The sequence below is a fragment of the Shewanella basaltis genome, assembly GCF_023283885.1.
Lineage (GTDB): Bacteria > Pseudomonadota > Gammaproteobacteria > Enterobacterales > Shewanellaceae > Shewanella > Shewanella basaltis.
This window is the reverse complement of record NZ_JAKILA010000018.1, coordinates 77,577-100,212: the sequence shown is the minus strand read 5'-3', so window position 1 is coordinate 100,212 and position 22,636 is coordinate 77,577. Positions and strand designations below refer to the sequence as shown.

General features: G+C 44.1%; 20 protein-coding genes, 1 other RNA gene and 1 pseudogene. 8 read left to right on the top strand and 14 right to left on the bottom strand.

What is annotated here, in order from left to right:
- The first annotated feature begins 49 nt into the window (after positions 1-49).
- Positions 50-1,534, top strand: coding sequence for a CotH kinase family protein (locus L2703_RS13480; RefSeq protein ID WP_248971597.1), 1,485 nt, complete (start codon positions 50-52; stop codon positions 1,532-1,534).
- 66 nt (positions 1,535-1,600) lie between these two features.
- On the opposite strand, the gene L2703_RS13475 is transcribed toward L2703_RS13480, so the two are convergent.
- The 4 genes from L2703_RS13475 to L2703_RS13460 all read right to left on the bottom strand — a co-directional run bounded on the left by L2703_RS13475 (position 1,601) and on the right by L2703_RS13460 (position 5,624).
- The gene (locus L2703_RS13475; protein ID WP_248971596.1) at positions 1,601-3,787 is read right to left on the bottom strand and encodes an OsmC domain/YcaO domain-containing protein; all 2,187 of its coding nucleotides are present in this window, start codon (positions 3,785-3,787) and stop codon (positions 1,601-1,603) included.
- Between the two features lie 237 nt (positions 3,788-4,024).
- Positions 4,025-4,261 (bottom strand): hypothetical protein, encoded by a 237-nt coding sequence (locus L2703_RS13470; protein ID WP_248971595.1) that lies wholly within the window; start codon positions 4,259-4,261, stop codon positions 4,025-4,027.
- A 479-nt stretch (positions 4,262-4,740) separates the two neighbouring features.
- Positions 4,741-4,950 (bottom strand): transcription antiterminator/RNA stability regulator CspE, encoded by a 210-nt coding sequence (gene cspE / locus L2703_RS13465; RefSeq protein WP_248971594.1) that lies wholly within the window; start codon positions 4,948-4,950, stop codon positions 4,741-4,743.
- A 287-nt stretch (positions 4,951-5,237) separates the two neighbouring features.
- Positions 5,238-5,624, bottom strand: a complete 387-nt coding sequence (locus L2703_RS13460) for a ribosome recycling factor family protein (protein ID WP_248971612.1) — start codon at positions 5,622-5,624, stop codon at positions 5,238-5,240.
- Between the two features lie 256 nt (positions 5,625-5,880).
- Here L2703_RS13460 and trmH point away from each other — a divergent pair, with 256 nt between their 5' ends.
- Positions 5,881-6,582, top strand: a complete 702-nt coding sequence (gene trmH, locus L2703_RS13455; protein ID WP_248971593.1) for a tRNA (guanosine(18)-2'-O)-methyltransferase TrmH — start codon at positions 5,881-5,883, stop codon at positions 6,580-6,582.
- 80 nt (positions 6,583-6,662) lie between these two features.
- Positions 6,663-7,283 carry a protein-disulfide isomerase gene (locus tag L2703_RS13450; RefSeq protein ID WP_248971592.1) on the top strand — a complete coding sequence of 207 codons (621 nt, stop codon included), beginning with the start codon at positions 6,663-6,665 and terminating at the stop codon, positions 7,281-7,283.
- A 209-nt stretch (positions 7,284-7,492) separates the two neighbouring features.
- Here L2703_RS13450 and L2703_RS13445 read toward each other — a convergent pair whose 3' ends face one another.
- Positions 7,493-8,134: a LysE family translocator gene (locus tag L2703_RS13445; protein ID WP_248971611.1), complete on the bottom strand. Its 642-nt coding sequence runs from the start codon at positions 8,132-8,134 to the stop codon at positions 7,493-7,495.
- Positions 8,135-8,353: 219 nt separating this feature from the next.
- Positions 8,354-8,602, bottom strand: coding sequence for a DUF3297 family protein (locus L2703_RS13440; RefSeq protein ID WP_248971591.1), 249 nt, complete (start codon positions 8,600-8,602; stop codon positions 8,354-8,356).
- A 193-nt stretch (positions 8,603-8,795) separates the two neighbouring features.
- Between L2703_RS13440 and L2703_RS13435 the strand changes: the two genes are divergently transcribed.
- The gene (locus tag L2703_RS13435; RefSeq protein WP_248971590.1) at positions 8,796-9,989 is read left to right on the top strand and encodes a serine hydrolase domain-containing protein; all 1,194 of its coding nucleotides are present in this window, start codon (positions 8,796-8,798) and stop codon (positions 9,987-9,989) included.
- A 212-nt stretch (positions 9,990-10,201) separates the two neighbouring features.
- On the opposite strand, the gene L2703_RS13430 is transcribed toward L2703_RS13435, so the two are convergent.
- Positions 10,202-10,627: a CBS domain-containing protein gene (locus L2703_RS13430; protein ID WP_248971589.1), complete on the bottom strand. Its 426-nt coding sequence runs from the start codon at positions 10,625-10,627 to the stop codon at positions 10,202-10,204.
- 88 nt (positions 10,628-10,715) lie between these two features.
- A complete protein-coding gene (locus L2703_RS13425; RefSeq protein WP_248971588.1) occupies positions 10,716-11,441 on the bottom strand; it encodes a CBM9 family sugar-binding protein in 726 nt (241 codons plus the stop codon).
- Between the two features lie 257 nt (positions 11,442-11,698).
- On the opposite strand from L2703_RS13425, the pseudogene L2703_RS13420 reads away from it, so the two are divergent.
- A pseudogene (locus L2703_RS13420) lies at positions 11,699-11,847 on the top strand (IS4 family transposase); the annotation flags it as partial.
- Between the two features lie 1,205 nt (positions 11,848-13,052).
- On the opposite strand, the gene gcvP reads toward L2703_RS13420, so the two are convergent.
- From gcvP to L2703_RS13390, 6 genes are all read right to left on the bottom strand, one after another.
- Positions 13,053-15,941 carry an aminomethyl-transferring glycine dehydrogenase gene (gene gcvP, locus L2703_RS13415; RefSeq protein WP_248971587.1) on the bottom strand — a complete coding sequence of 963 codons (2,889 nt, stop codon included), beginning with the start codon at positions 15,939-15,941 and terminating at the stop codon, positions 13,053-13,055.
- A gap of 237 nt (positions 15,942-16,178) precedes the next feature.
- Positions 16,179-16,568 carry a glycine cleavage system protein GcvH gene (gene gcvH, locus L2703_RS13410; RefSeq protein ID WP_248971586.1) on the bottom strand — a complete coding sequence of 130 codons (390 nt, stop codon included), beginning with the start codon at positions 16,566-16,568 and terminating at the stop codon, positions 16,179-16,181.
- A gap of 128 nt (positions 16,569-16,696) precedes the next feature.
- Complete coding sequence (gene gcvT / locus L2703_RS13405; RefSeq protein WP_248971585.1) at positions 16,697-17,791, bottom strand: glycine cleavage system aminomethyltransferase GcvT; 1,095 nt, start codon at positions 17,789-17,791, stop codon at positions 16,697-16,699.
- Positions 17,792-18,010: 219 nt separating this feature from the next.
- Complete coding sequence (locus L2703_RS13400; protein ID WP_248971584.1) at positions 18,011-19,234, bottom strand: FAD-dependent monooxygenase; 1,224 nt, start codon at positions 19,232-19,234, stop codon at positions 18,011-18,013.
- 23 nt (positions 19,235-19,257) lie between these two features.
- Positions 19,258-20,502, bottom strand: coding sequence for a 2-octaprenyl-6-methoxyphenyl hydroxylase (gene ubiH / locus L2703_RS13395; protein WP_248971583.1), 1,245 nt, complete (start codon positions 20,500-20,502; stop codon positions 19,258-19,260).
- A gap of 29 nt (positions 20,503-20,531) precedes the next feature.
- Positions 20,532-21,107 carry a UPF0149 family protein gene (locus tag L2703_RS13390; RefSeq protein WP_248971582.1) on the bottom strand — a complete coding sequence of 192 codons (576 nt, stop codon included), beginning with the start codon at positions 21,105-21,107 and terminating at the stop codon, positions 20,532-20,534.
- A 247-nt stretch (positions 21,108-21,354) separates the two neighbouring features.
- On the opposite strand from L2703_RS13390, the gene zapA reads away from it, so the two are divergent.
- From zapA to L2703_RS13375, 3 genes are all read left to right on the top strand, one after another.
- Positions 21,355-21,663 carry a cell division protein ZapA gene (zapA, locus tag L2703_RS13385; RefSeq protein ID WP_248971581.1) on the top strand — a complete coding sequence of 103 codons (309 nt, stop codon included), beginning with the start codon at positions 21,355-21,357 and terminating at the stop codon, positions 21,661-21,663.
- A gap of 43 nt (positions 21,664-21,706) precedes the next feature.
- Positions 21,707-21,888, top strand: a non-coding RNA gene (gene ssrS, locus L2703_RS13380) — 6S RNA.
- A 9-nt stretch (positions 21,889-21,897) separates the two neighbouring features.
- On the top strand, positions 21,898-22,593 hold the full coding sequence (locus tag L2703_RS13375; RefSeq protein ID WP_248971580.1) for a 5-formyltetrahydrofolate cyclo-ligase: 696 nt from the start codon (positions 21,898-21,900) through the stop codon (positions 22,591-22,593).
- The last annotated feature ends 43 nt before the right edge of the window (positions 22,594-22,636 follow it).

Genomic DNA, 22,636 nt, shown 5'->3' with positions numbered 1-22,636 from the left:
ATTTCAATTAATCGAATCACCTAGTTTACCCATTTGTCAGGAGAATCTGATGCTTACCAGTAATCATTTGCTTAACAGCAATAGGCTTTTTAGCCAGCCTATTACGCTATTTCTTACGCTCATTTTCTGCAGTTTTCTAATGCTAAGCGGCTGTGGTGGAAGTGACAGCGACACCGATGTCACAGAAACTGTGACCAGCACAGACACAACAGACACAGAAACCAGTACAGATACCGACGTTGATGATGCTGATTTTGAAGCAACAGATTGGACAGACGAAACCCATAGCAAAAATGTCGACCCTAACTTTGACGAAGTGTTCAGTGACACAGAAGTAAAACGACTTGATATTGTTGTAACCCAAACGCGCTGGCAAAGCATGTTAGACAACCTGACTGATCTCTATGGCACATTTGGCCGAACCAGTTCAAGCAGCCTAGTGGATGAAGACGATCCTATCTTTGTACCTGCAGAAGTGTTTTATAACGGTACCCAATGGTATCGTGTTGGTATCCGCTTTAAAGGTAACTCATCACTGCAAACCAGTTGGCAGCAAGGCATTTTAAAACTGGCTTTAAAGCTCGACTTTGACGAATTTGAAGATGATTACCCACAAATTAAAAACCAACGTTTTTATGGTTTTAAAAAGTTTAGTTTAAAAAATAATTTTGATGATGAATCAATGTTGCGTGAAAAAGTCGCCGCCGATGTGTTTAAAGATGCAGGGCTTGCCGTCTCTAACACTGGGTTTTATACCTTATACATTGACCACGGCGACGGCCCTGAATATTTTGGTTTATACACCTTAGTTGAAGAAGTGGATGACACACTAATCGACACACAATTCTCAAGCGACGAAGGCAACCTGTACAAACCAGAAGATGATGGCGCAATGTTTGTTGAAGGGTCATTTAATCAAGACGATTTTGAGAAAAAGACCAACGAAGACGACGAAGATTGGTCTGATATCGAGGCATTATTTAGTGCCCTACATGACGATACTTATACAAGCGATCCGGCGACATGGCGCACCAATTTAGAAGCAGTATTTGATGTTGACGTATTTTTAAAATACCTAGCCGTTAATGGCATTATTCAAAACTGGGACACCTACGGTAGAATGCCCCACAACTACTACCTATACAACAATCCAGAAACCTCAAAGCTCACCTGGATCCCATGGGACAACAACGAGGCCTTCCAAGATGGTAAACAAGGTGGAGCGCTAGCACTAAACTTCTCGGATCTCAATTCAAGTAGTTGGCCACTCATCTCAAAACTGTACGCGGATGATGTCTACCGTGAACGCTATAACGAATATTTACTCGAGGTGATTAGCGATGCATTTGAAACCAATAAAATGCAGGCAAAGTACAACACCTACTCGGCACTGATTGAACCCTATGCAACCACTGAAGTGTCTGGTTACACCTTCTTAGAAAGCACCAGCGACTTTTATAACGCCGTCGATACACTGTTAGAACACGCTGAAGACCGCGCCACAGCAGTTGATAATTACTTAGATACACAGTAATTAGGCATGAAATAAAGCCCATCATCACTACGATGGGCTTTATTTTAACAGGCTGACTTAACGAGTTTACAACCCCGCTTTACTTTTTCGTGCTTGGTGCAGCTTTTTATAACTTTCAATGAGGCGTAAATGTGGCTCAATGCCTTCCAGCTTAATACTGGTTTTAGTCAGACCATAAAAACGCACAGTACCATTGACCGAGCCAACCACATTATCCATGACCTCTTTACCAAACATGCGGGTAAAGTTACCGATAAAGTCCTCAAGCGCTAGGTCTTCATCTAAGGTCACTTCAAGCACGGCATTCACGGCTTGATAAAACAAGCGGCGCTGCACAGTGTTGTCGTTAAACTGTAAAAACTCTTCGACAAGCTCTAACGCGTCTTCGTGTTCACCGAGTGCAAGATAAATCAAAATCTTTAACTCGATAATGGTTAACTGGCCCCAAACGGTATTTTCATCAAACACAATGCCAATCAAGGTTGGGATATCGGTTTGATTATCTAATTGGCTTTCTTCTAAACGGTTTACCAACTTAGACAAGGCTTTAGTGCTTAACGAGTGCAGATTTAAAATGTCTTCGCGGTAGTTAAGTGCCTTGTTGGTGTTATCCCAAATTAAATCATCCACTGGGTACACTTCAGAATAATCGGGCACTAAAATCCGACACGCCGATGCACCTAAGTCAGTAAACTCAGCAATGTACACCTCACGGCCCATGTCTTCTAAAATGCCAAACAGCGCCTTGGCTTCTTGCTCATTGGTGCCGCTAAAGTCCCACTCGCAGAATTCATAATCAAATTTGCTGCTAAAGAAACGCCAAGAGATAATGCCTGTTGAATCAATAAAGTGCTCAACAAAGTTTTCAGGTTCGGTTACTGCCATGCTATTAAAGGTCGGCTTGGGCACATCGTTTAAGCCCTCAAAACTGCGACCCTGTAACAACTCAGTTAAACTGCGCTCTAATGCCACTTCAAAGCTTGGGTGCGCGCCAAATGAGGCAAACACACCACCGGTGCGCGGGTTCATTAAGGTTACGCACATTACCGGGAACTGCCCGCCTAATGAGGCATCCTTTACGACAACAGGGAACCCCTGCTCTTCTAGGCCTTTAATACCCGCTAAAATACTTGGGTACTTTTCTAACACCGCCATTGGCACGTCTGGTAAGACAATTTCTTGCTCAATGATTTGACGTTTTACTGCGCGCTCAAAAATCTCAGACAAACATTGCACATGGGCTTCTGGCAAGTTGTTGCCTGCACTCATGCCATTACTTAAAAATAGGTTTTCGATTAAATTAGACGGGAAATATACCGTTTCACCATCTGACTGACGCGTGTAAGGAATGGCACAAATGCCGCGCGCTTTGTTGCCTGAGTTCGTATCAATTAAATGCGAGCCGCGCAGTTCTTCATCTGGGTTATAAATGTCTAAGCAATACTCATCAAGTAAACCTGTTGGTAGCGCGTCATCGTCTTCAAGCGCAAACCATTTTTCGTTCGGGTAATGAACAAACTCGCTATTGGCGATCTCGTCACCAAAAAATTGATCGTTATAAAAAAAGTTATTGTTTAAACGCTCAATAAACTCGCCTAAAGCCGAGCATAATGCACTTTCTTTAGTGGCACCTTTACCGTTGGTGAAACACATAGGCGATGCCGCATCACGAATATGCAAAGACCATACGTTAGGCACAATATTACGCCACGATGAAATCTCAATCTTCATGCCAAGATCAGCCAATAAACCTGTCATGTTTTTTATGGTTTGTTCAAGCGGTAAGTCTTTACCTAAAATAAAGGTATTTGAGTCTCCGTCTGGTTGCCCCATCAACATGGCATTGGCGTCTGCGTCTAGGTTCTCGACGGTTTCGATTTTAAATTCTGGGCCAGTTTGCACCACTTTTTTTACGGTACAACGGTCAATAGAGCGTAAAATACCTTCGCGGTCTTTATCCGAAATATCATCGGGCAGCTCAACCTGAATTTGAAAAATTTGGTTATAGCGATCTTCAGGGTCAACAATATTGTTTTGTGACAACCTGATGTGCTCAGTTGAGATATCGCGAGCCTTACAGTACACCTTAATAAAGTAAGCAGCACACAAGGCAGATGAGGCTAAAAAATAATCAAAAGGACTTGGGGCAGAGCCATCACCTTTATAACGAATAGGTTGGTCAGCCGTTACGGTAAAGTCGTCAAATTTGGCTTCGAGTCTCAAATTGTCGAGAAAGTTTACTTTGATTTCCATTGAATATTTCCACTGTCATGCGCAGCCAAATGGCTAGCTTGTCTAATTACCGTGAATTATCGGTGTTTTTAGCCCAATAGTCTTGGGTTAATTGCCTAAATAAAGCTAATTAACCTATTTGTGTTGATTCTATTTACAAAACTCAGAGACGTTGACAAAAGATAAGATCAAGACAGCGGTTATGATATATGGCGGCGAGCGGTTTTATCGGTAATAAAAAAGCGAGCATAATACCGTTCACGGCTCACGGTTTGCTTGCGCTTCACGTGTGACTAATATAAACGTTAAATACATCTTGGTAGGCAAAGATAAAATCATGCCAAATGCCACACACATGGCACTAATCACAATACCGGTAACACCCATTTTTTCTATGGCATCATTAAAATCATGAAGATAAATGCCTATAAAAATCAGCATAATACCAATTAAAATGCAAATCTTCAGTAGTAATACCAACTTTGCATCCGACATAATTCCCCCATTTACATAATATCAATCAGGATAAATAACCTGAGCTCGGGATAATAAATGCCTTTCAAACAGTCCTTTGCCCTGCTCACTGCGTTGAATCGACTTACAATAGGGTAGCTATTGACGCGTCAATTCGCCTTGTTAGCAGAACAAATGACAAGCTTGAAAGTGAGAATGGGTAACGTGTTGATTTTAAATAGTATAAGTTCATCCCTTATCCCGAGCTCAGGTTAAATAAGTGATCAGAGATTACGTCGGAAAAATCGCTTAGAACAAGACTGAAATTGTAGCGAGGTCGTTGTGCTACCTTTAACATTTCTAACGTTAGCCAGTAAGCATGATCACATTTTGTGCTAATTGGTATTAGCATTAATAATGAAGCAACCAAAACAGATGGGTGTTGATGTAGATCAACATTAACAGGCAAAAAAAAGCGCAAACAGTCGCGAGACTATTTGCGCTATCTTACAAAGTGAGTCTTACAAAGCTACTACGTTAGCAGCTTGTGGGCCTTTTTGGCCTTGCTCAACTTCGAAAGATACTTTTTGGCCTTCAGCTAAAGTTTTGAAACCTTCTGAAGTGATAGAACGGAAGTGAACGAACACGTCAGCGCCGCCGTTATCAGGAGTGATAAAACCAAAACCTTTATCTTCGTTAAACCATTTTACTAAACCAGTTGTTTTAGACATGTTGTGTCCCTTATAAATGTAAATTAATCAATCTGTCGCGAAAATGCGATGCGCTCAAGCTTGAATTATTGAATGTCACGATAAAGCTAAGGGAAACACAGAGGATAACAACGATAACGCAGAGATTCTAAGGCTTTTCTTTTACTTGATGTTCATTAATAACTCTGAATGTCAGAGCGAGGCTGATATTACATGAGTTTTAAATATTGTAAAGCATTTCTTTAGGCCGCTCAGATAAATACTTTAACGCTTCAATTGATAGGGTTATGGGGCCTGGCAAAAAATGACTACACGTCGGCATTAAAACGCGCAATACGCGCCTGCGCCTCAGTGCATTGCGTCTTTTGAATCAGTTCCCCTAAAGTGATCCCTAGATTTTGACTGATTAACCGCAATAATTTGGCATCGAGCGGCTCTAACTTATCGCTGTGATGAGTCAAGGCAGTCTGAATTTTTTTAATTAAATAACGTAAATCATCATCATTTAACGCTTGTAAACAAACCACTAAAGCCTGAATACTCATGGCCTCACCCATTAACACCCAATGACGAGAACGACGAACACGTTTAAGAAAACACTGATATTGCAGTGCAATCGTCTTCGTTTGCTTGGTTTTTTCACCACCAATACGATGAATTAATGAGGGTAAATGTATCGTAATTTCATTGGCTATATCACTCAATCACTCCCCTCCCACAGCCGAAAACATCCCACACCATAACAACAAACCTCTTGTGACCATTGATATCAATAGGCAAGCTTGAAACTTATCGCGCTTGTTATAAAACATATCATTGCCAATATAAGCCTATTTATGCGTTATAATGCCGCTCAACATCATCACCACAATAAGCGCACGTCAATATAACGCACATAATGCACAATCTTTTATGCCTAAGTGTGATTGAACAAATAAATAGAGTTACGCCATGAGTCCAGAACGTTTTGCCCGTATAAACCACATGCTAGATAACCGCCAAGTCGACCTTACCATCTGTCTTGATAAAGTGCACATGACCAACAACATCGCCGCGGTTATTCGCTCGGCAGATTGTGTAGGCATTCATCAAATTCATGCTGTGTGGCCCGACATCGAAATGCGCGTTTCAGGTAATACAGCTTCTGGCAGCCAACAATGGGTCAGCACAGTAAAACACAATACGTTTGCGCAAGCTCATCAAGTATTTAAAGCACAAAAAATGCAGGTGTTAACTACTACGTTTTCAGATTCGGCAATAGACTTTCGTGACATCGATTACACGCAGCCCACCGTCATTGTTATGGGCAATGAACGTGATGGTGTGAGTGATGAAGCCATTGCCGCGGCAGATCAGCATATTATTATCCCCATGCGCGGTATGGTGCAATCGCTCAACGTTTCTGTGGCATCAGCTTTAGTGATGTACGAAGCACAGCGCCAACGCGAACAAGCCAATATGTACGGTACTCGTAAACTTGACCACGCCTATTGCCAAAAAATGCTGTTTGAACAAGGCCATCCGGTTTATGCCAAAGCGTGTCGGCGTAAACAAATACCCTACCCAGCCATTGATGAGCAGGGTCAAATTGTTGCCGATAAAGCTTGGTGGGACAGAATGCGCGCCCCCGATCCGCAAGCTTTAACGGTGTAAGCGACACTTAGCCAATGATTGAATATTGACATGAAACTCATTAGGATCATCCGATCTGATAGCCAATAAGAATACACAACATGACCACCGAGCTCTATTTTATCTACGACTCTCACTGCCCTTGGAGCTATGCCACCACACCATTGGTCAATGCGTTGCAGCACGCCTACCCAAACATGACTGTACACTTGCTACATTGCGCCCATTACCACGGCAAAGACAGCGCAGGTGAGGAGCAAATGCAGGCAGTGACCAAGGCCAGTGGCGTTAAATTTGGTCGTGAACATACACGTTATGTTAACAGCCCTAAAAGCTCCATAAAAACAGCTAATTTAATGGCTTGGATGCAAGACAAACAAGCCAACAAACAATTGGCATTGCTTAATGCATTACAAACCGCTCACTTTATTGATGGTAACCCATTTCACAATAAACACGACTTTAATGACATCGTCGAACAGTTTAAGTTATCCCCTAATAATAAAGTGTTTAGGGACGAGCTCACTACCGATGCTGAATTCATATTAGAAGGCATAGCTGAAATTCAACAGGTTATTGCCACAACGCGTTTTCCGGCACTAATAATGACTGTTAACGACAACGCCATTTTTATTGACCACTCAAAATACCTTAAAACACCACAAGAGGTGGTTACCGCAGTAGAACAAGAAATAGCTGCCATTAAACAGGCTCAAAATTAATCCCAAGCTACCACGGACAATGGCCGTGGTTTTTTATGCATACCAAAGCCATTGTGCATGAATAACATACGTGTTGATAATATTAAAAATCAACACGTTAACCTGCTACATCGCTACGTATACCATTTTAATTCAATAAGTTAACAGGCAGCGAGCGGCTTGAAAGGCATTTGTAGTCCAACACTCAGGTTTTTTAATGCACAGTGGCATTAGCTAATCCCCTGCACCTGAGAAGCCAGTAACCAAAGGGCTAGGATAAAAAATACCACGCCCATAAATTTGTTTTGGTAAGTACGAAATTTATCATTATCCAGTAATGATTTACCCAGGTGCCCCACTAAAACTACAAGCAGTAAATTAAAAGCCAGGCCCATCACGTTGAGCAATAAACCTAACGCCAACATTTGCTCACCTGAGCTCGCATTAAGCTGAGTCGACACAAACTGAGGTAAAAACAACACAAAAAACAGTAATGCTTTGGGGTTGAGTAAATTACTTAATACAGCACGGCGATAGAGTAACTTAGCCAGATTATTTTGCTCATTGATTTCAGGAGCTTCACTGGCGCTGCTGCGCATACAGTCCCAGCCCATTTTGAGTAAATAAGCGCCGCCTAACATCTGCAATAGTGCTAATGCCAACGGATTTAACGCCACAAGTGCAGACACGCCCATAGCTGCAAGCAGAGTTAACATAACACCCGAGGTTGCATTACCAAAACTGGCATACACCCCTACTTTACGGCCATAGCTCAAGCTAGAACTGGCAATCAACAACATATCAGGGCCAGGAATTAACAGTAACGCCACCACAGTGGTTAAATAAACAGGCAGTAATGCCAAATCAATCATCATAAGTTCGCAAATAGGCAGGTAAAACACGGCGCGGATTTTACAGCCATTGAACATGAATGAAAGTCATGATGGTAGCGTTTAAGCTTTTAAAGGTAGGTCGAACTGGCAGGGATTGTTTACAAATATAACGTGATTAACATCAAATAAAGACCGACTAATCAACTAAATAAAAAAGGCCAACCATGCAGGTTAGCCTATGTTATTTACGATTAATGCTTACTTATAAAACGCTTCAATCGTACCTTTTACCGTCATAGTAAGCGGTTGGCCACGACGGTCTAACGCTTTACCCGCCGGCACTTTAACCCAACCTTCACTGATGCAGTACTCTTCAACATCAAAACGCTCTTTGCCGTTCACTCTGATGCCAATATCAAATTCAAAAATTGCCGCAACATGGTGTGGGCTGCGTGGATTAACGCTTAAGCGATCAGGTAAAGCAGGTTTAGCTGTAGTGTCGTTCATGGTCATATACTGTAGTTAATAAAACGTGCGTTATTGTAGGCAATAGCAGCAAGATGCTCAATAGCAGCAAGCATAAATGTGAGCGGCTTAAATAGGTCGCACAAGCTTTCGCCCTGCCACAGCGTTAACTGTTTGATTTATAGCCACGATAGTTTTAGGTTAGTGTTAATGCCTACGTTATTTGGAAACATTCATGTCAACTTTGTTAAAGCTCATCAAAGGCTCTTTTTTAGCCATTATTGCTACCGCTGTTATAGTTGTGGCGCTCAATTGGCAAAGCGTTAATCGCCTATACAGCGTGGTCACTTTATTTGATGAAACCCGCGTTGTTGATAATTTTTCCAATATGAAAGAGATTTTTTTTAACAAAAAAATCGTTGCACAAGGCCAGCCCTCTTTATTTAACACTCGCCCGACGTCGCTACCAGAATCGTTTAATTATAGAAATAACGTCACTAACACCGAAGCCTTTCTGGCTCGTAGAGCAACAACCGCGTTACTGGTACTCAAAGACGACCAAATCACCTATGAAAAGTATTTTTTAGGTACCCAACGCGATGATAAACGCATCTCTTGGTCAATGGCCAAATCGTTTGTGTCGATTCTGTTTGGTATGCAGGTTGATGCTGGCAACATAGACATTGAACAAACCGTCGGCGCTTATTTACCAGAACTGGCCAAGTCGGGTTATGGCAACGTCAAGGTAAAACACGTATTGCAAATGTCGTCTGGCGTGAAGTGGAACGAAGATTACCTGGATTTTTATTCTGACATTAACAAAATGGGCCGTGTGTTAGCCATCGGTGGTTCGTTAGATCAAATGACCAGCGAACTAGTCAATGAATCAACACCCGGTAACGCCTTTCATTATGTCAGCATGGACACCCACGTGATCAGCATGATCCTTAGGCGCGTGACCAATAAATCGTTAGTCGAACTGATACAGCAAAACCTGTGGAACACCATCGGCATGGAAAGTGATGCCTACTGGCTAACCGACTCCCATGGTGCTGAATTTGCTTTAGGTGGATTAAATGTCACCACCCGTGACTATGCCCGCTTTGGTCAGTTATTACTGAATAATGGTGAGTTTAACGGTAAGCAAATCGTATCTGCACAATGGATAAAAGCGGCCACAACACCACAAGCAGAATACCTTAAACCACAGGCTGATAAATTAGGTTACGGCTACCAAATTTGGTTACCGCCAGCGGCACAACAAGGTGAGTTTTTTTGTGTTGGCGTGTATGGGCAATATATCTACGTAAACCAACAACACAATGTGGTGATAGTAAAAAACAGTGCCGATTTAGGCTTTCTTGATGCATTAAATTCAAAGCATGAAACCATCGCATTTTTCCGCGAGATCGTGGCGTCATTGCCATAACTCAACAAGCCATATGACAAAAATAACAAAGCAACCATTTGGTCGCTTTGTTATGTCAATCAGCACACAAGTGAACATGCTTACTGGTTATCACTTTGTTAGACATGTTAAAGGTAAAACAACTCGCATGCTGCAATTTTTACCTTATTCTAAGCGATTTTTCTGACGCAAACTCTGATCACTTATTAATGTGTAATGGTATGACTAAATCGTTACTTTTGTACCAGCAGCAAACGCTGGCACAGTTTGACAAAATCAGACGAGGTAACAATACCAAGCACTTTATTGTTGTCATCAACAACAGGTAAACAGCCCAGTTTATTGTCGATAAAATACTGCACCACAATGGTTAACGGCTCATCCAAGCCTAATTTTTGCACTTGGGTGTCCATCACCTGTGCAATCGGCGTATAACGCTCGCGCCTATCTAATGCCCCTTGGCCATATTTATTGAGCATGGTTAACACAGTCGCAATCATCTTTTTGTGCGTAAGCATTCCCATCAACTCCCCCGTAGTTTCCGAAATAACCGGCAAATGGCGCACATTACGAGTTTGCATCAACAAATGTGCATCTTTAAGGCTGGCTTCATGGCTAATACAAAAAGGATTTGGGGTCATGATATCGCGCACTTTCATGGTATTACTCCTATGCCTATATATGCTTAAAGAGTAGCCAAACCACTAATAAATAGCCAGAGACCATGGCCTTAGTCGTAAAACAAAACTAACGTTTAAGTGTGATACGGCCAAACACACCGGCGTCGATAAACCCTCGGTTTTTGTCACCATCAACCGGGGTAATCTCATGAGACCCCATAAAATGCTCTCTTACCGGGCTGCCATCATTATCGCAATAGGCAAGCATAAAACCGATCACTTTATTCGGCGTGAGTAATAACGGCTTGTCTTCCTGTCCTTCTTTAAAGTCATTAGGATACAGCTTAATCGCCACCTCCCAAATCACATTGTAAGGCGCCTCGCTACTGCGCTGCCAACGACTAATTAAATGCGAGCTATACAGGTGAGCCTGTTTATCTGGGCCATAATCAGCCGCCTGATTATCTAGGCCAATATGGTAAGCAAATGCACTATGATTAAATTGATGATCGCCACCTGATGCATCACTATCAATAAACACCTCTAAGGTGTCATCATTCCAATAATTTACTGTTGGGCTGGCATGGGTATCAAGCAACACATCGTCGGTAATTTCAGCTTGCAGATACAAATAATGCTCATCCCACAGCAACTTATATTTACCGCTAAAATCACTCGCCGAATCAGGCAACACCCCATGCATTAAATAAGGCATAGACTGCCACTGCGCCTTTTGCCAGGCAGAGTCAGCAACCCCATCAATTTTGATAGGCGTTGCAGTATAGCTAACATCCATAGCAAACAACGCATGGCTACTAAACAGTAATCCCAAACCAAGTAACAAATATTTCATAAGGCTCTCTTTTATCAATTTGATATAAGTTGGCTTAAACAAGCATTGAATACAACCACAGTGAACCCAGCGAATCAAGCTTAGTTTAAGCTAAACAATCTACTGAATAAGTGGGATCAAATAAATGGGAACAGAGTCTGACGAATCCCCACAAAAGAATGAATAAAAATAATGAGATAGGTTAAAAACGGAGGAACATTCATGACATTGGGTGATCAAATTTATCGCCAAACAAAAAATTACCACGAGTCAATGCCATGAATGTAAAATACGTTTTATCAAAAATGCCTCTCACTTGCCCCCTCTGTTAACGCATAAAACACACAAAACTCGCCGACAAAGTCTGTTCTCTGCAATTGAAAGCTCAATGAATGGTGGAGCATTATCAATCACAGGGCTTGGCCGATGCAGACCACAAACGACGTTAGTGGCCACAGGTCGTAAATAAGTACACAGCAAAAAGAAAACACCTGGATTCCGGCTCAAAAGCATTACAGGAATGACGTAAATATAAACATAATCGGAATGACGAATATTTACACATGACTGGAATGACGGAAACAAAAAGCGAACCAACCTGTTCGCTTTTTTAATGCTTTAGATATTATATCTGCAGGCTCCATTTTACTTGAGGCCGTTGAAGAAAATAGCGTGAGCCTGACAGGACGTCAGGCTAGCTTTCGCGGTACAGGATGTACCATCGGAAGCGTTAGCATTTTCGAGTAAGGCCGCAGCAGGATTCAAATGTTGGCCAAAGCTGGATCAATCCCCATGGCGACCTTTTCGCTGTTTGAAAATGTTGCGGGGCGGCTGGGAGTTCCAAGAGGGAACAGCCGTTGGTTTCCTCTTGGTCTGGTGTGGGCGACGCGCCACGACGTTAGTGGCCGCAGGCCATAGCTAAGATTAAGACAAAAGAAACAAGCTGGATTCCGGCTCAAAAGCATTACCGGAAAGACGTAAATATAAACATAATCGGAATGACAGCTTTTTGGACGCCCCTGATGTATTGGAAACAAAAAAGCGACCTTTCAGTCGCTTTTTAATGCTCTTACTCAGAAGGTATCAATTGAAGCCTACTACCACGATAATAGCGTTACTGCCGATGAGAAGACAAGGAAGCCGATGCTTTTCTCCTCGGAGTTGACTGGTGTCAAACTCCTTATTTCGAGCTATGCGAAAACTCTCAGCTGAAGCCGAAATAGCGTTACTGCCAAGAGTAAAACAAAAAAGCGACCTTGCGGTCGCTTTTAAATATTTGGAGCTCAATTGAAGCCCACTACCACCATAATTGCGTCGCTGGCGATGATAAGACAATGAAGTTTGAGGCTTTCGTCGCGGAGTTGACTGGTGTCAAACTCCTTATTTCGAGCTATGCGAAAACTCTCAGCTGAAGCCTAAATAGCGTTACTGCCGAAAGTAAGACAAAAAAGCGACCTTGCGGTCGCTTTTTAATTCTAAATTTCAAATGAAGCCTACTACCACGATAATGGCGTTACTGCCGATGAGAAGACAAGGAAGCCGATGCTTTTCTCCTCGGAGTTGACTGGTGTCAATGAGAAGAGAAAAGTGTCGGCTGACGCCGTATTATCGAGGCCAAGTAGTCATTATCATTTATTCGTAGTCACTGAGTGGGACGCACGAACACATAAGGTTTCGATCCCCATACACATCATCAATACGGTTCACCGTTGGCCAAAACTTATTCGCCTTAACCGCTGCGGTTGGGAACACGGCCACTTCGCGGCTGTACGGACGTGAGTCAAACTCAGGATCCATAATGTCTGCGAGTGTATGCGGTGCATTGTGCAGTGGGTTGTTGTCTACTGGCCACTCGCCTGCTTCAACTTTAGCGATTTCACCACGAATAGAAATCATGGCTTCGATGAAGCGATCTAACTCAACTTTAGACTCAGATTCCGTTGGCTCAATCATCAAGGTGCCCGCTACCGGGAAGCTCATTGTTGGCGCATGGAAACCGTAGTCGTTTAGACGTTTAGCGATGTCCATTTCGGTCACGCCTGAGGTTTCTTTTAATGGGCGTAAATCGATAATACATTCATGGGCAACGCGATCATTTCGGCCAGTAAATAACACTGGGTAATGGGCTGATAGCTTTTTCATGATGTAGTTAGCGTTTAACAATGCCGTTTGGGTCGATTGTTTAATGCCTTTAGTGCCTAACAGTTTGATGTACATCCAGCTGATGGGCAGGATGCTGGCGCTACCATAAGGTGCAGCAGAGACTGCGCCGTTATGGTCACTTTCGCGGCCCGGTTTTACCACAGCATGGCCAGCAACAAATGGCGCAAGGTGGGCTTTAACACCTATTGGGCCCATACCTGGACCGCCGCCGCCGTGCGGAATAGCAAAGGTTTTGTGTAAGTTTAAGTGCGATACGTCGGCGCCAATATAGCCTGGTGATGTTAAGCCAACCTGTGCGTTCATGTTGGCACCGTCAAGGTACACTTGACCGCCATATTGATGGACGATTTCGCATACTTCGCGGATTGATTCTTCGTACACACCGTGGGTTGATGGGTAGGTGATCATGATGCACGATAAGTTGTCAGCAAGTTCTGAGGCTTTAGCGCGCAAGTCTTCTAAATCGACGTTACCTTGTTTATCACACGCGGTCACAACAACCTTCATGCCAGCAAGTTGTGCTGACGCAGGGTTAGTACCATGTGCAGATTGCGGGATTAAACAAATGTCACGGTGCGCGTCGCCGCGAGACTCGTGGTATTTTTTAATTGCTAATAAACCAGCGTACTCGCCTTGTGCACCTGAGTTTGGCTGAATACATACCGCATCGTAGCCAGTAATGTTGACCAAATACTCAGACAACTCGTTAATTAATTGTGTGTAACCTTGCGCCTGATCTAGCGGGCAGAATGGGTGCATGTTGGCAAATTCTGGCCAGCTCACAGGCAGCATTTCTACGGCAGCGTTAAGTTTCATGGTACATGAGCCTAACGAAATCATTGAGTGGTTTAAGGCTAAATCTTTGGTTTCGAGACGTTTGATGTAACGCATCATCTCGGTTTCGCTTTGGTAGCGATTAAATGTTGGGTGCGTTAATACCGCATCTTGCCTTACAAGCGCTTGTGGGATTGATTGGCTGCCATTAGCAACGATGTCGGCATCGAGCGCTGCGACGTCTAAACCATGACCGGCACCTAGAATAACGTCGAACAATACTGCGATGTCTTCACGGGTGGTGGTTTCGTCTAGGCTGATACCTAATACGCCATCGGCGTCGATACGTAGGTTAACTTGCGCGGCAATAGCACGGGCGTTAATGGCGGCAACGTCTGCACCTTTTACGCTGATGGTGTCGAACCAGGTGGTGTTAGCTAAGGTTAAGCCTTTTGCCTGTATGCCCGCAGCTAAAATGTCTGCCAAACGGTTGATGCGTGAGGCAATGGTTTTTAAACCTTGTGGGCCGTGAAACACAGCATAGAACGACGCCATATTGGCCAGTAAAATCTGTGCGGTACAAATGTTTGAGTTGGCTTTTTCACGACGAATATGCTGTTCGCGCGTTTGCATGGCCATACGTAAGGCTTTGTTACCGCGGGTGTCTTTTGACACACCAATAATACGGCCTGGCATTGAGCGTTTGTGCTCGTCACGGGCAACAAAGAAGGCCGCGTGTGGCCCGCCGTATCCCATTGGCACACCAAAACGTTGTGCACTACCAAATACTACGTCTGCGCCCATTGCACCTGGAGATTTAAGTAACATTAGCGACATAATGTCAGCAGCAACGGTGACAATTACTTTGTTATCACGCAGTTGAGCAAATAGCTCGGTGTAGTCGGTAATTTGGCCGATACGGTTGGTGTATTGAAATAAGGCACCAAATAATTCGTAATTAACCGCTTCACTCGCTGGGCCAACAACCACGTCAAACCCAAAGCATTCTGCACGGGTTTTTACTACGTCTAATGTTTGCGGAAATACATCGTCGGCAACAAAGAAGGTGTTGGCTTTTTTGGCTTTAGACACACGTTTAGCAAGTGCCATGGCTTCTGCTGCGGCAGTGGCCTCGTCCAGCAATGAGGCTGACGCTAGGTCAAGACCTGTTAGGTCCATTGACACTTGTTGGAAGTTCAAAATGGCTTCTAAACGGCCCTGGGCGATTTCTGGCTGATATGGAGTATAAGCAGTGTACCAACCTGGGTTTTCAAACACGTTACGCAAAATAACGTTTGGCACTTGTACACCGTAGTAACCCATACCAATATAGCTTTTAAACACTTTGTTTTTGTTTGCTATGTTGCGAATATAAGCGATACCTTCGGCTTCGCCACATGATTCACCGATTGTGAGCTCTTGTGGTAAACGAATTTTGCCAGGAACAGTTTGCGCGGTTAAGTCTTCTAACGACTCGGCACCAATAAAGTTGAGCATTTCTTGTTGCTGCTCAGCATTTGGGCCAATGTGGCGGGTTAGAAATAACTCGTGTTGCTCTAGTTGTGTCAGGGTTTGCTTGGTCATGTTAAACCTTGTTCCAAATCGACCAGTTTTGGCGGTAGGGCACAGAACTGGATTAGGGTGAAAACGTGTAATACGTGACTAACCCATAAAGGGTTTATTGGTGCTGCGTGCGATTGTTGTCAGTGGTTTTCTTTAGGCCACTTACTGATACAACTTAAACGGCAATACGCTAGACGCACCATGTTTATCGTTATATAACAAAGAAGCTCCCGAGGGAGCTTCCTGCGTCATTGGCGATTATTCTTCGTCAATCACTTCTTGATAACCATCGGCGTCAAGTAATGAATCAACTTCTGACTCGTCAGATGGCATCACACGGAAAAACCAACCGTCGCCGTAAGCGTCGCTATTAACTAACTCTGGCGAGTCTTCTAATGCTTCGTTTACCGCAATCACTTCACCAGAAATAGGTGCATAGATGTCTGATGCCGCTTTAACTGACTCAGCTACTGCGCAGTCTTCACCAGCAGTGACAGTGTCGCCTACTTCTGGTAATTCTACGAATACCATATCGCCTAAAAGCTCTTGAGCATGCTCAGTGATACCTACTGTGTAGCTACCGTCTGCTTCTTGACGGATCCATTCGTGTGAAGATGCATATTTCAAGTCTGCTGGAATAGTGCTCATTGTTGTTGTTCCTTTATCTGATGTTCTAGTTCTTAATCATTAAATGCTTGTGGGTAAACGACAACCCAACTTTAGTCGGTTATGTGTTGCTATCTATTGACTAAACGCAACAAAGTCAGCCGCTAACATTAAAAGGCTTGTTTACCATTACGTACAAAGTTTGGGGCAATCACTTTTACTGCTACGCGTTTTTTACGCATTTCAACTTCAGCAGTAGCGCCGATACCATTAGGTACACGGGCCATGGCAATAGAGTAGCCTAATGTTGGCGAAAACGAACCGCTGGTGATCACACCTTGATGCTCTACACCCTCTGCATCGGTAAAGAACACAGGCATATCATGGCGTAAAACACCTTTTTCTTCCATGACTAGACCAACTAATTTATCTGTACCTGCCGCCTTAATTGCGGTCAATGCTGCACGACCAATAAAGTCACGTTCGCTTGGCTCCCATGCAACAGTCCAGCCCATGTTGGCAGCGAGCGGATTAATCGATTCATCCATGTCTTGGCCATAGAGGTTCATGCCAGCCTCTAAACGTAGCGTGTCGCGTGCACCCAAGCCACATGGCTTAACGCCTGTGTCTAATAGTGCTTGCCATAAGGCTTCTGCTTCGGCTTCAGGAACAATGATTTCGTAGCCTGCTTCGCCGGTATAACCCGTTGTTGCAATAAATAAGCTGCCCGATTGCACGCCAAAAAAGGGTTTCATGCCGTCTACTGCAGCGTTTTGATCAGCGGTAAATACCTGCGCAGCTTTGGCTTTAGCGTTAGGACCTTGTACAGCTATCATGGCAAGCTCAGGACGTTCTGTTACAACAACATCAAATGCAGCGGCTTGTTTGTTGATCCAGGCTAAGTCTTTGTCGCGTGTGGCAGAGTTAACCACGACACGGTAATGAGTATCGGTAAGGTAGTAGGTAATAAGGTCGTCGATAATGCCAGCATTTTCATCTAGCATGCCGCCGTATAAGGCTTTGCCTGGTACGGTCAATTTGGCAACATCGTTAGCAAGTAACTTACGTAAAAAGGCACAAGCGTCATTGCCGGTAACATCAACCACTGTCATGTGCGAAACGTCGAACATGCCTGCATCTTGACGCACTGCATGGTGTTCTTCAATTTGAGAGCCATAGTTAATTGGCATTTCCCAACCGTGAAAATCAACCATTTTGGCTTTTGATTCTAAATGCTTGTTAAAAAGTACAGTTTTGCTAGCCATTATTATCCCTTTTTTTGAGGCCTTTCTTGTGTAGGTCTTTGATAAAATGCGGTCAAAATTATACTCCGCAGACCTGTTTTGTATACAAAAAAATTTTCTAATCCGACTGTTATCGCATTAGTTTAGCTAATCCATTGCTGTAATTTTTTTACACATATTTTTACAATAAACTGACTGATTTAGCTGTATTGCCTGATATTAAACAAGTTTCTACATTAGCTATGGTGAAATTGACGCACGGCAAAGTTTAGGTAATGTCATTTTGTTACCCATAGCCTGTTTGATGAACACTGTTTTCAGCCCAGCGACATTATCAACTAGGGTGAGACCAATATCGCGAACGGCTTTTTTAAGCGGATGACTGCCTGCAAACAATCTTTTAAAGCCTTCCATAATTGCAATCATCTCCGTTGCGTCAGCTTTACGCCAACGTTCTAGGGCGCGTAAATGACTATATTCGCCTAAATCCTTGTTCTGCTCATGCAGTTCGGTAAAGGTGTCGATAATGCTGGCGGCATCTAACAACCCTAAATTGACACCTTGCCCCGCTAATGGATGAATCGTATGTGCCGCATCGCCAGCTAAGACTAAACGGTGGCGAGCAAAGTGACGCGCATAACGCATGCGCAGTGGGAACGATTGACGCTCACTTTCAAGCTGACACACACCTAAACGGCCATCAAGTGCCGCAGTTAATGCTTTGCCAAATTCAACGTCATCGAGGGCGAGTAAGCGCTCGGCTTGCTCAGGCGACACCGACCAAACAATTGAACATAAATTAGCTTCGTAAAGTGGCAGCATCGCTAATGGGCCACCGGGCAAAAACGCTTGCCTGGCGGTAGCATCATGAGCGAGTTCTGTGCGAACGGTGGCCACAATCGCGTGGTGGCCGTAGTCCCAAAACGTTAACGGAATACTGCACTGCTGACGCACCCATGAGTTGGCACCGTCTGCGGCCACCACTACAGCAGCACTAACATTGTCTCCGTTAGCTAAGGTTAGCCAGGCTTCGCGCTCGCCAAAAGCAACACGCTCGAGGCGCTGGCCTTCAAGGTGGGTTAAATTGCTCATTTCGCTGGCACGTTTAGCAAGAGCAAAACTGATGGCATCGTTTTCAATAATCGAGCCTAAATAGGTTTCGCTAATACTGTGAGCATCAAATTCAATTTTACCTAGGCCGTCTTTGTCCCACACTGACATTTTTTGGTAGGGGCTAATGCGGCTGTCGTCAAGGTATTGCCATGCACCAAGGTTTTCTAAAAGTTGCTGGCTAGCCTTATTAATGGCACTCACACGTAACTTAGGATCGCCATTCACCGCTTGGGTTGTTCCAGCGTCAATGACCACCACATTCAGATCGGCATTGGCTAACCCAATGGCAGTTGCGAGTCCGACCATACCACCGCCGACAATGGCGACATCATATGTTTTGGTTGAAAACATGGTTAATCCTTAGCTTAAATAAGTTAACGCCAGCCCATAGCTGTTTGTGCAACGGGGCGCTTTAGCGGTGGCAGCCATGACAGCAAACGCAGCCCAAGATTACGCCCAGCCACTAATGGCCAATATTGGTTTGAAAAGCCGCGGACTAAAAATTCGATGTTACGTAAAGTGCTGTCGCGATCTGTTTGTCTTGAGGCCAAATATAGATGCACTATGTCGCTACTGCCAAGGTCAAGTTCGCTCCCTGTGGCTGCGTATGCCTTTTCAATGACACCTAGCAAACCCACCACATCACGCAGGCCTAGGTTAAACCCTTGCCCTGCAATGGGGTGTAAGGTTTGCGCGGCATTACCGACAAACACACAGCGGTGATATATCGGCCTTGGCATGTATGACAAAGTAAGCGGATAACTGACACGCTGGCCCACATCGACAAACTGGCCGACACGGTTACCAAAGGCCTGTTGTAATGCAGCTAAAAAGGTGGCTTTATCGGCCTGTTTAAGCTGCTCGGCCTGAGCAGGCGGTAACGCCCAAACCAATGAAAACCGTGATTGTGCTGTAGGTACTGAAACCACCGACTGCATAGGCAACAATGCCAATGGGCCGGTTTGGGTAAAGCGTTCATAAGCCCAATACTGATGTGGTTTGTCGGTTGTCACGTTGGCGACTATGGCCGTTTGTTCAAAGTCAACTTGCTCAGTGGGTTGTTGCAAATGTTGGCGTACCACAGAGTTGGCACCGTCTGCCGCCACCAGCAACTGACAATGGAGTTGGGTGCCATTGTCTAACGACAATAAATGGCCATCTTGCTGAGTGTGTAAATGGGTGACTTTAGCGGGGCAATAAACCTGCACCGAGGTTTTTGCTAGTTCTGCAAACAACACACTGCCCACTTTAGCCAGTTCAACAACCTGCCCTAGCGCATCTAACCCTAATGGTTTGGCATTCAGCTCGGTCATACCAAAGTGGCCGCGATCAGACACGTGAATATTTTCAATCGGCGTGCCTAAATGTTTAAGCTGTGGCCAAATACCTAAACGGCTCAGCTCAAAAATAGAGCCATGGGCAATGGCAATAGAGCGAGCATCAAACCCAGGGTGATGACTATCTGCAACATGGGCTTCAATTAAGGCAATACGCAACGGGCGCGTAAGTGATGCTGATAATTTGGCTAACCCCAACGCTAAGGTGGCTCCCGCCATTGCACCACCGACAATAGCAATATCAACGGATTGAGGTTGTGTTGAGTGTTGTACTGAGGTCATTCGCTGCGCCGCTGCTAATACTGGTAAAATTAATGAATAGTCGATGACTTATCGGTGTCAGTTAACGGCATGTCTAGGCCAAATTCTGAGTAACATAAAATCGCTGACATTCTGACAAACTCTTGCAATTCAATGTAGGCGGTTTCTGACTCTTCATCATCACCAACATCAAATTCAACCTGGGCAATTTCGGCCAAGTCTTTGATGACTTCGCGTACGTCTGGCGACGATTTAGCTAACTCAGGTTGAATAATCGCAATGCCTGTTAAAAAGCTTTGTGTCCACAATGCCAGAGCTTCAACACGATGGCTGAGCGACACTTCTTCTTCTGGTAGCAATAAGGTAAAGCCAAATTCAAAATCGGCCAAACGAGCCACCGTGTCTTGATAAAGTTCGGCAATTAATTGCTGTAACTCTGCCTCTAACGGCTGGCCGTCATTCATTAAATCTAGCAGCGGTTTTAACCACGCTAAATTGTCTTGTTTTACACCACCGCAAATCAGCCCAACAAGTGCGCCATGCACTTCTACTGGGTGCTGACCAATTTCGGCCGCATCTAGGGCTTTTTTAAGATTTTCGATACATAACGAAGGTGGGGTTGCCATGGTTTTTTCCTAATAGCGCAATATCAGTCTCAATGCTAGCAGAGTTAAGATGATGCTCCAAATACTAGCGCATCTTGTACTGAAATTTGTGAATAGTCATACCAAATTGCAGTAGACTGAGTCTGCGCGATTGCAGGTGATTTGCTCACTCAAACAGCAAATAATTAAAAACCCTTGATGTTGCCTTGCTCTTTTAAATTCAGCCCTATATAGTTCGCGAAATGACTAAGGGATCTGAGGCGACATTATGAGCAACAGTGCTGTTGAAATCGTCCTTTTAGGGCGAACCTATTCTATTGGCTGTCCAAAAGGACGCGAAGATGCATTACGCACCGTTGCCAGAGAAGTTGAAAACCAACTCACAACCTTAAAGTCGCGCACTAACAATTTAAGCCGTGAAGAACTGGCCATTATGGCTGCACTAAACATTGGCAATGAATTATTTGAAGAAAAGCTTAAAAACAAACAGTACATGGCGCAAATGGATGAGCGTATTTCGTTGTTACAATCAACATTAGAGACATCATTGGTTGAACGAAGTCGCAAGGATGACTAAACTAAGATTTCAGAATTAAGCAACGCTTGGTTCTACCCTGTTTTGCTCCCTGGGATATGCGCGAGTTGGCTATGTCCCTGTGCCGATATTTACAAACCCAGGGTGAATGCTTTTATTGACATTGTGCATGCTTGGCAAGTACCAAGAAGCCTTAGGAGATAAACATTTACCCGCCTTGAACCTACGGTTCAAGGGCTACGCCGGCAGCGGTATTTTGGGGAGCATCCTAATTTTATGACTATCACTCGTTTTATGACTAACACAGACAACCGTCCTGTTACGTCTACCTCTTCTGCACGCATTAGCTACTTTGCTACCCCAACTGAGTTGCAAGAACCATTATTTGATAGCACCAACATGAGCCGCGACAATATTCGTCGCCATGTCCGCCAAGAGCGCAACAGCCTCAGCCTCGAAGAGCAAAGCCAATTTGCGTTGATTGCCAGCAGGCACATGCTGGCAGAAATTCAGGCTCACTCAGCAGAGCATGTGGCGCTATATTTAACCCACGACGGCGAATTAGCCACACAGAAATTGATTGATGCGCTGTGGGAGCTCAACATCAATGTTTACTTGCCGCTTATTCATCCATTTTGTAAAGGCCACTTGTTGTTTGTTCGTTATGCACCCGACACGGTAATGGTTAAAAACCAATACGGTATTAGCGAACCACAACTCAATGTTCAGCATGTGATTACCCTTGATAAGCTCGATATGATCATCACTCCCCTGGTGGCCTTTGATGCACATGGAAACCGGATGGGAATGGGCGGCGGCTACTACGACCGCACTTTGTCGCAAGTGATAAACAACAAACCGTTAGCCGTTGGTTTTGCCCACGACTGCCAAGAAGTGAGCCAGGTACCAACCGACTTTTGGGATGTGCCTTTGCCAGTGATTATTACCCCAACAAGACGATTGGCTATTTAAAATCGTTTTGTAATAAAAAAGCCCCATCAATACATCTTATTGA

Coding starts and splice junctions, on each gene's coding strand:
- L2703_RS13400 (WP_248971584.1), bottom strand. CDS start 19,234: ATGTTTTCAACCAAAACATATGATGTCGCCATTGTCGGCGGTGGTATG.
- cspE (WP_248971594.1), bottom strand. CDS start 4,950: ATGTCTAAAACAACTGGTTTAGTAAAATGGTTTAACGAAGATAAAGGT.
- L2703_RS13475 (WP_248971596.1), bottom strand. CDS start 3,787: ATGGAAATCAAAGTAAACTTTCTCGACAATTTGAGACTCGAAGCCAAA.
- L2703_RS13425 (WP_248971588.1), bottom strand. CDS start 11,441: ATGAAATATTTGTTACTTGGTTTGGGATTACTGTTTAGTAGCCATGCG.
- L2703_RS13480 (WP_248971597.1), top strand. CDS start 50: ATGCTTACCAGTAATCATTTGCTTAACAGCAATAGGCTTTTTAGCCAG.
- L2703_RS13445 (WP_248971611.1), bottom strand. CDS start 8,134: ATGATTGATTTGGCATTACTGCCTGTTTATTTAACCACTGTGGTGGCG.
- gcvP (WP_248971587.1), bottom strand. CDS start 15,941: ATGACCAAGCAAACCCTGACACAACTAGAGCAACACGAGTTATTTCTA.
- L2703_RS13440 (WP_248971591.1), bottom strand. CDS start 8,602: ATGAACGACACTACAGCTAAACCTGCTTTACCTGATCGCTTAAGCGTT.
- L2703_RS13390 (WP_248971582.1), bottom strand. CDS start 21,107: ATGGCAACCCCACCTTCGTTATGTATCGAAAATCTTAAAAAAGCCCTA.
- L2703_RS13435 (WP_248971590.1), top strand. CDS start 8,796: ATGTCAACTTTGTTAAAGCTCATCAAAGGCTCTTTTTTAGCCATTATT.
- L2703_RS13430 (WP_248971589.1), bottom strand. CDS start 10,627: ATGAAAGTGCGCGATATCATGACCCCAAATCCTTTTTGTATTAGCCAT.
- gcvH (WP_248971586.1), bottom strand. CDS start 16,568: ATGAGCACTATTCCAGCAGACTTGAAATATGCATCTTCACACGAATGG.
- L2703_RS13470 (WP_248971595.1), bottom strand. CDS start 4,261: ATGTCGGATGCAAAGTTGGTATTACTACTGAAGATTTGCATTTTAATT.
- L2703_RS13375 (WP_248971580.1), top strand. CDS start 21,898: ATGACTATCACTCGTTTTATGACTAACACAGACAACCGTCCTGTTACG.
- gcvT (WP_248971585.1), bottom strand. CDS start 17,791: ATGGCTAGCAAAACTGTACTTTTTAACAAGCATTTAGAATCAAAAGCC.
- ubiH (WP_248971583.1), bottom strand. CDS start 20,502: ATGACCTCAGTACAACACTCAACACAACCTCAATCCGTTGATATTGCT.
- L2703_RS13450 (WP_248971592.1), top strand. CDS start 6,663: ATGACCACCGAGCTCTATTTTATCTACGACTCTCACTGCCCTTGGAGC.
- trmH (WP_248971593.1), top strand. CDS start 5,881: ATGAGTCCAGAACGTTTTGCCCGTATAAACCACATGCTAGATAACCGC.
- zapA (WP_248971581.1), top strand. CDS start 21,355: ATGAGCAACAGTGCTGTTGAAATCGTCCTTTTAGGGCGAACCTATTCT.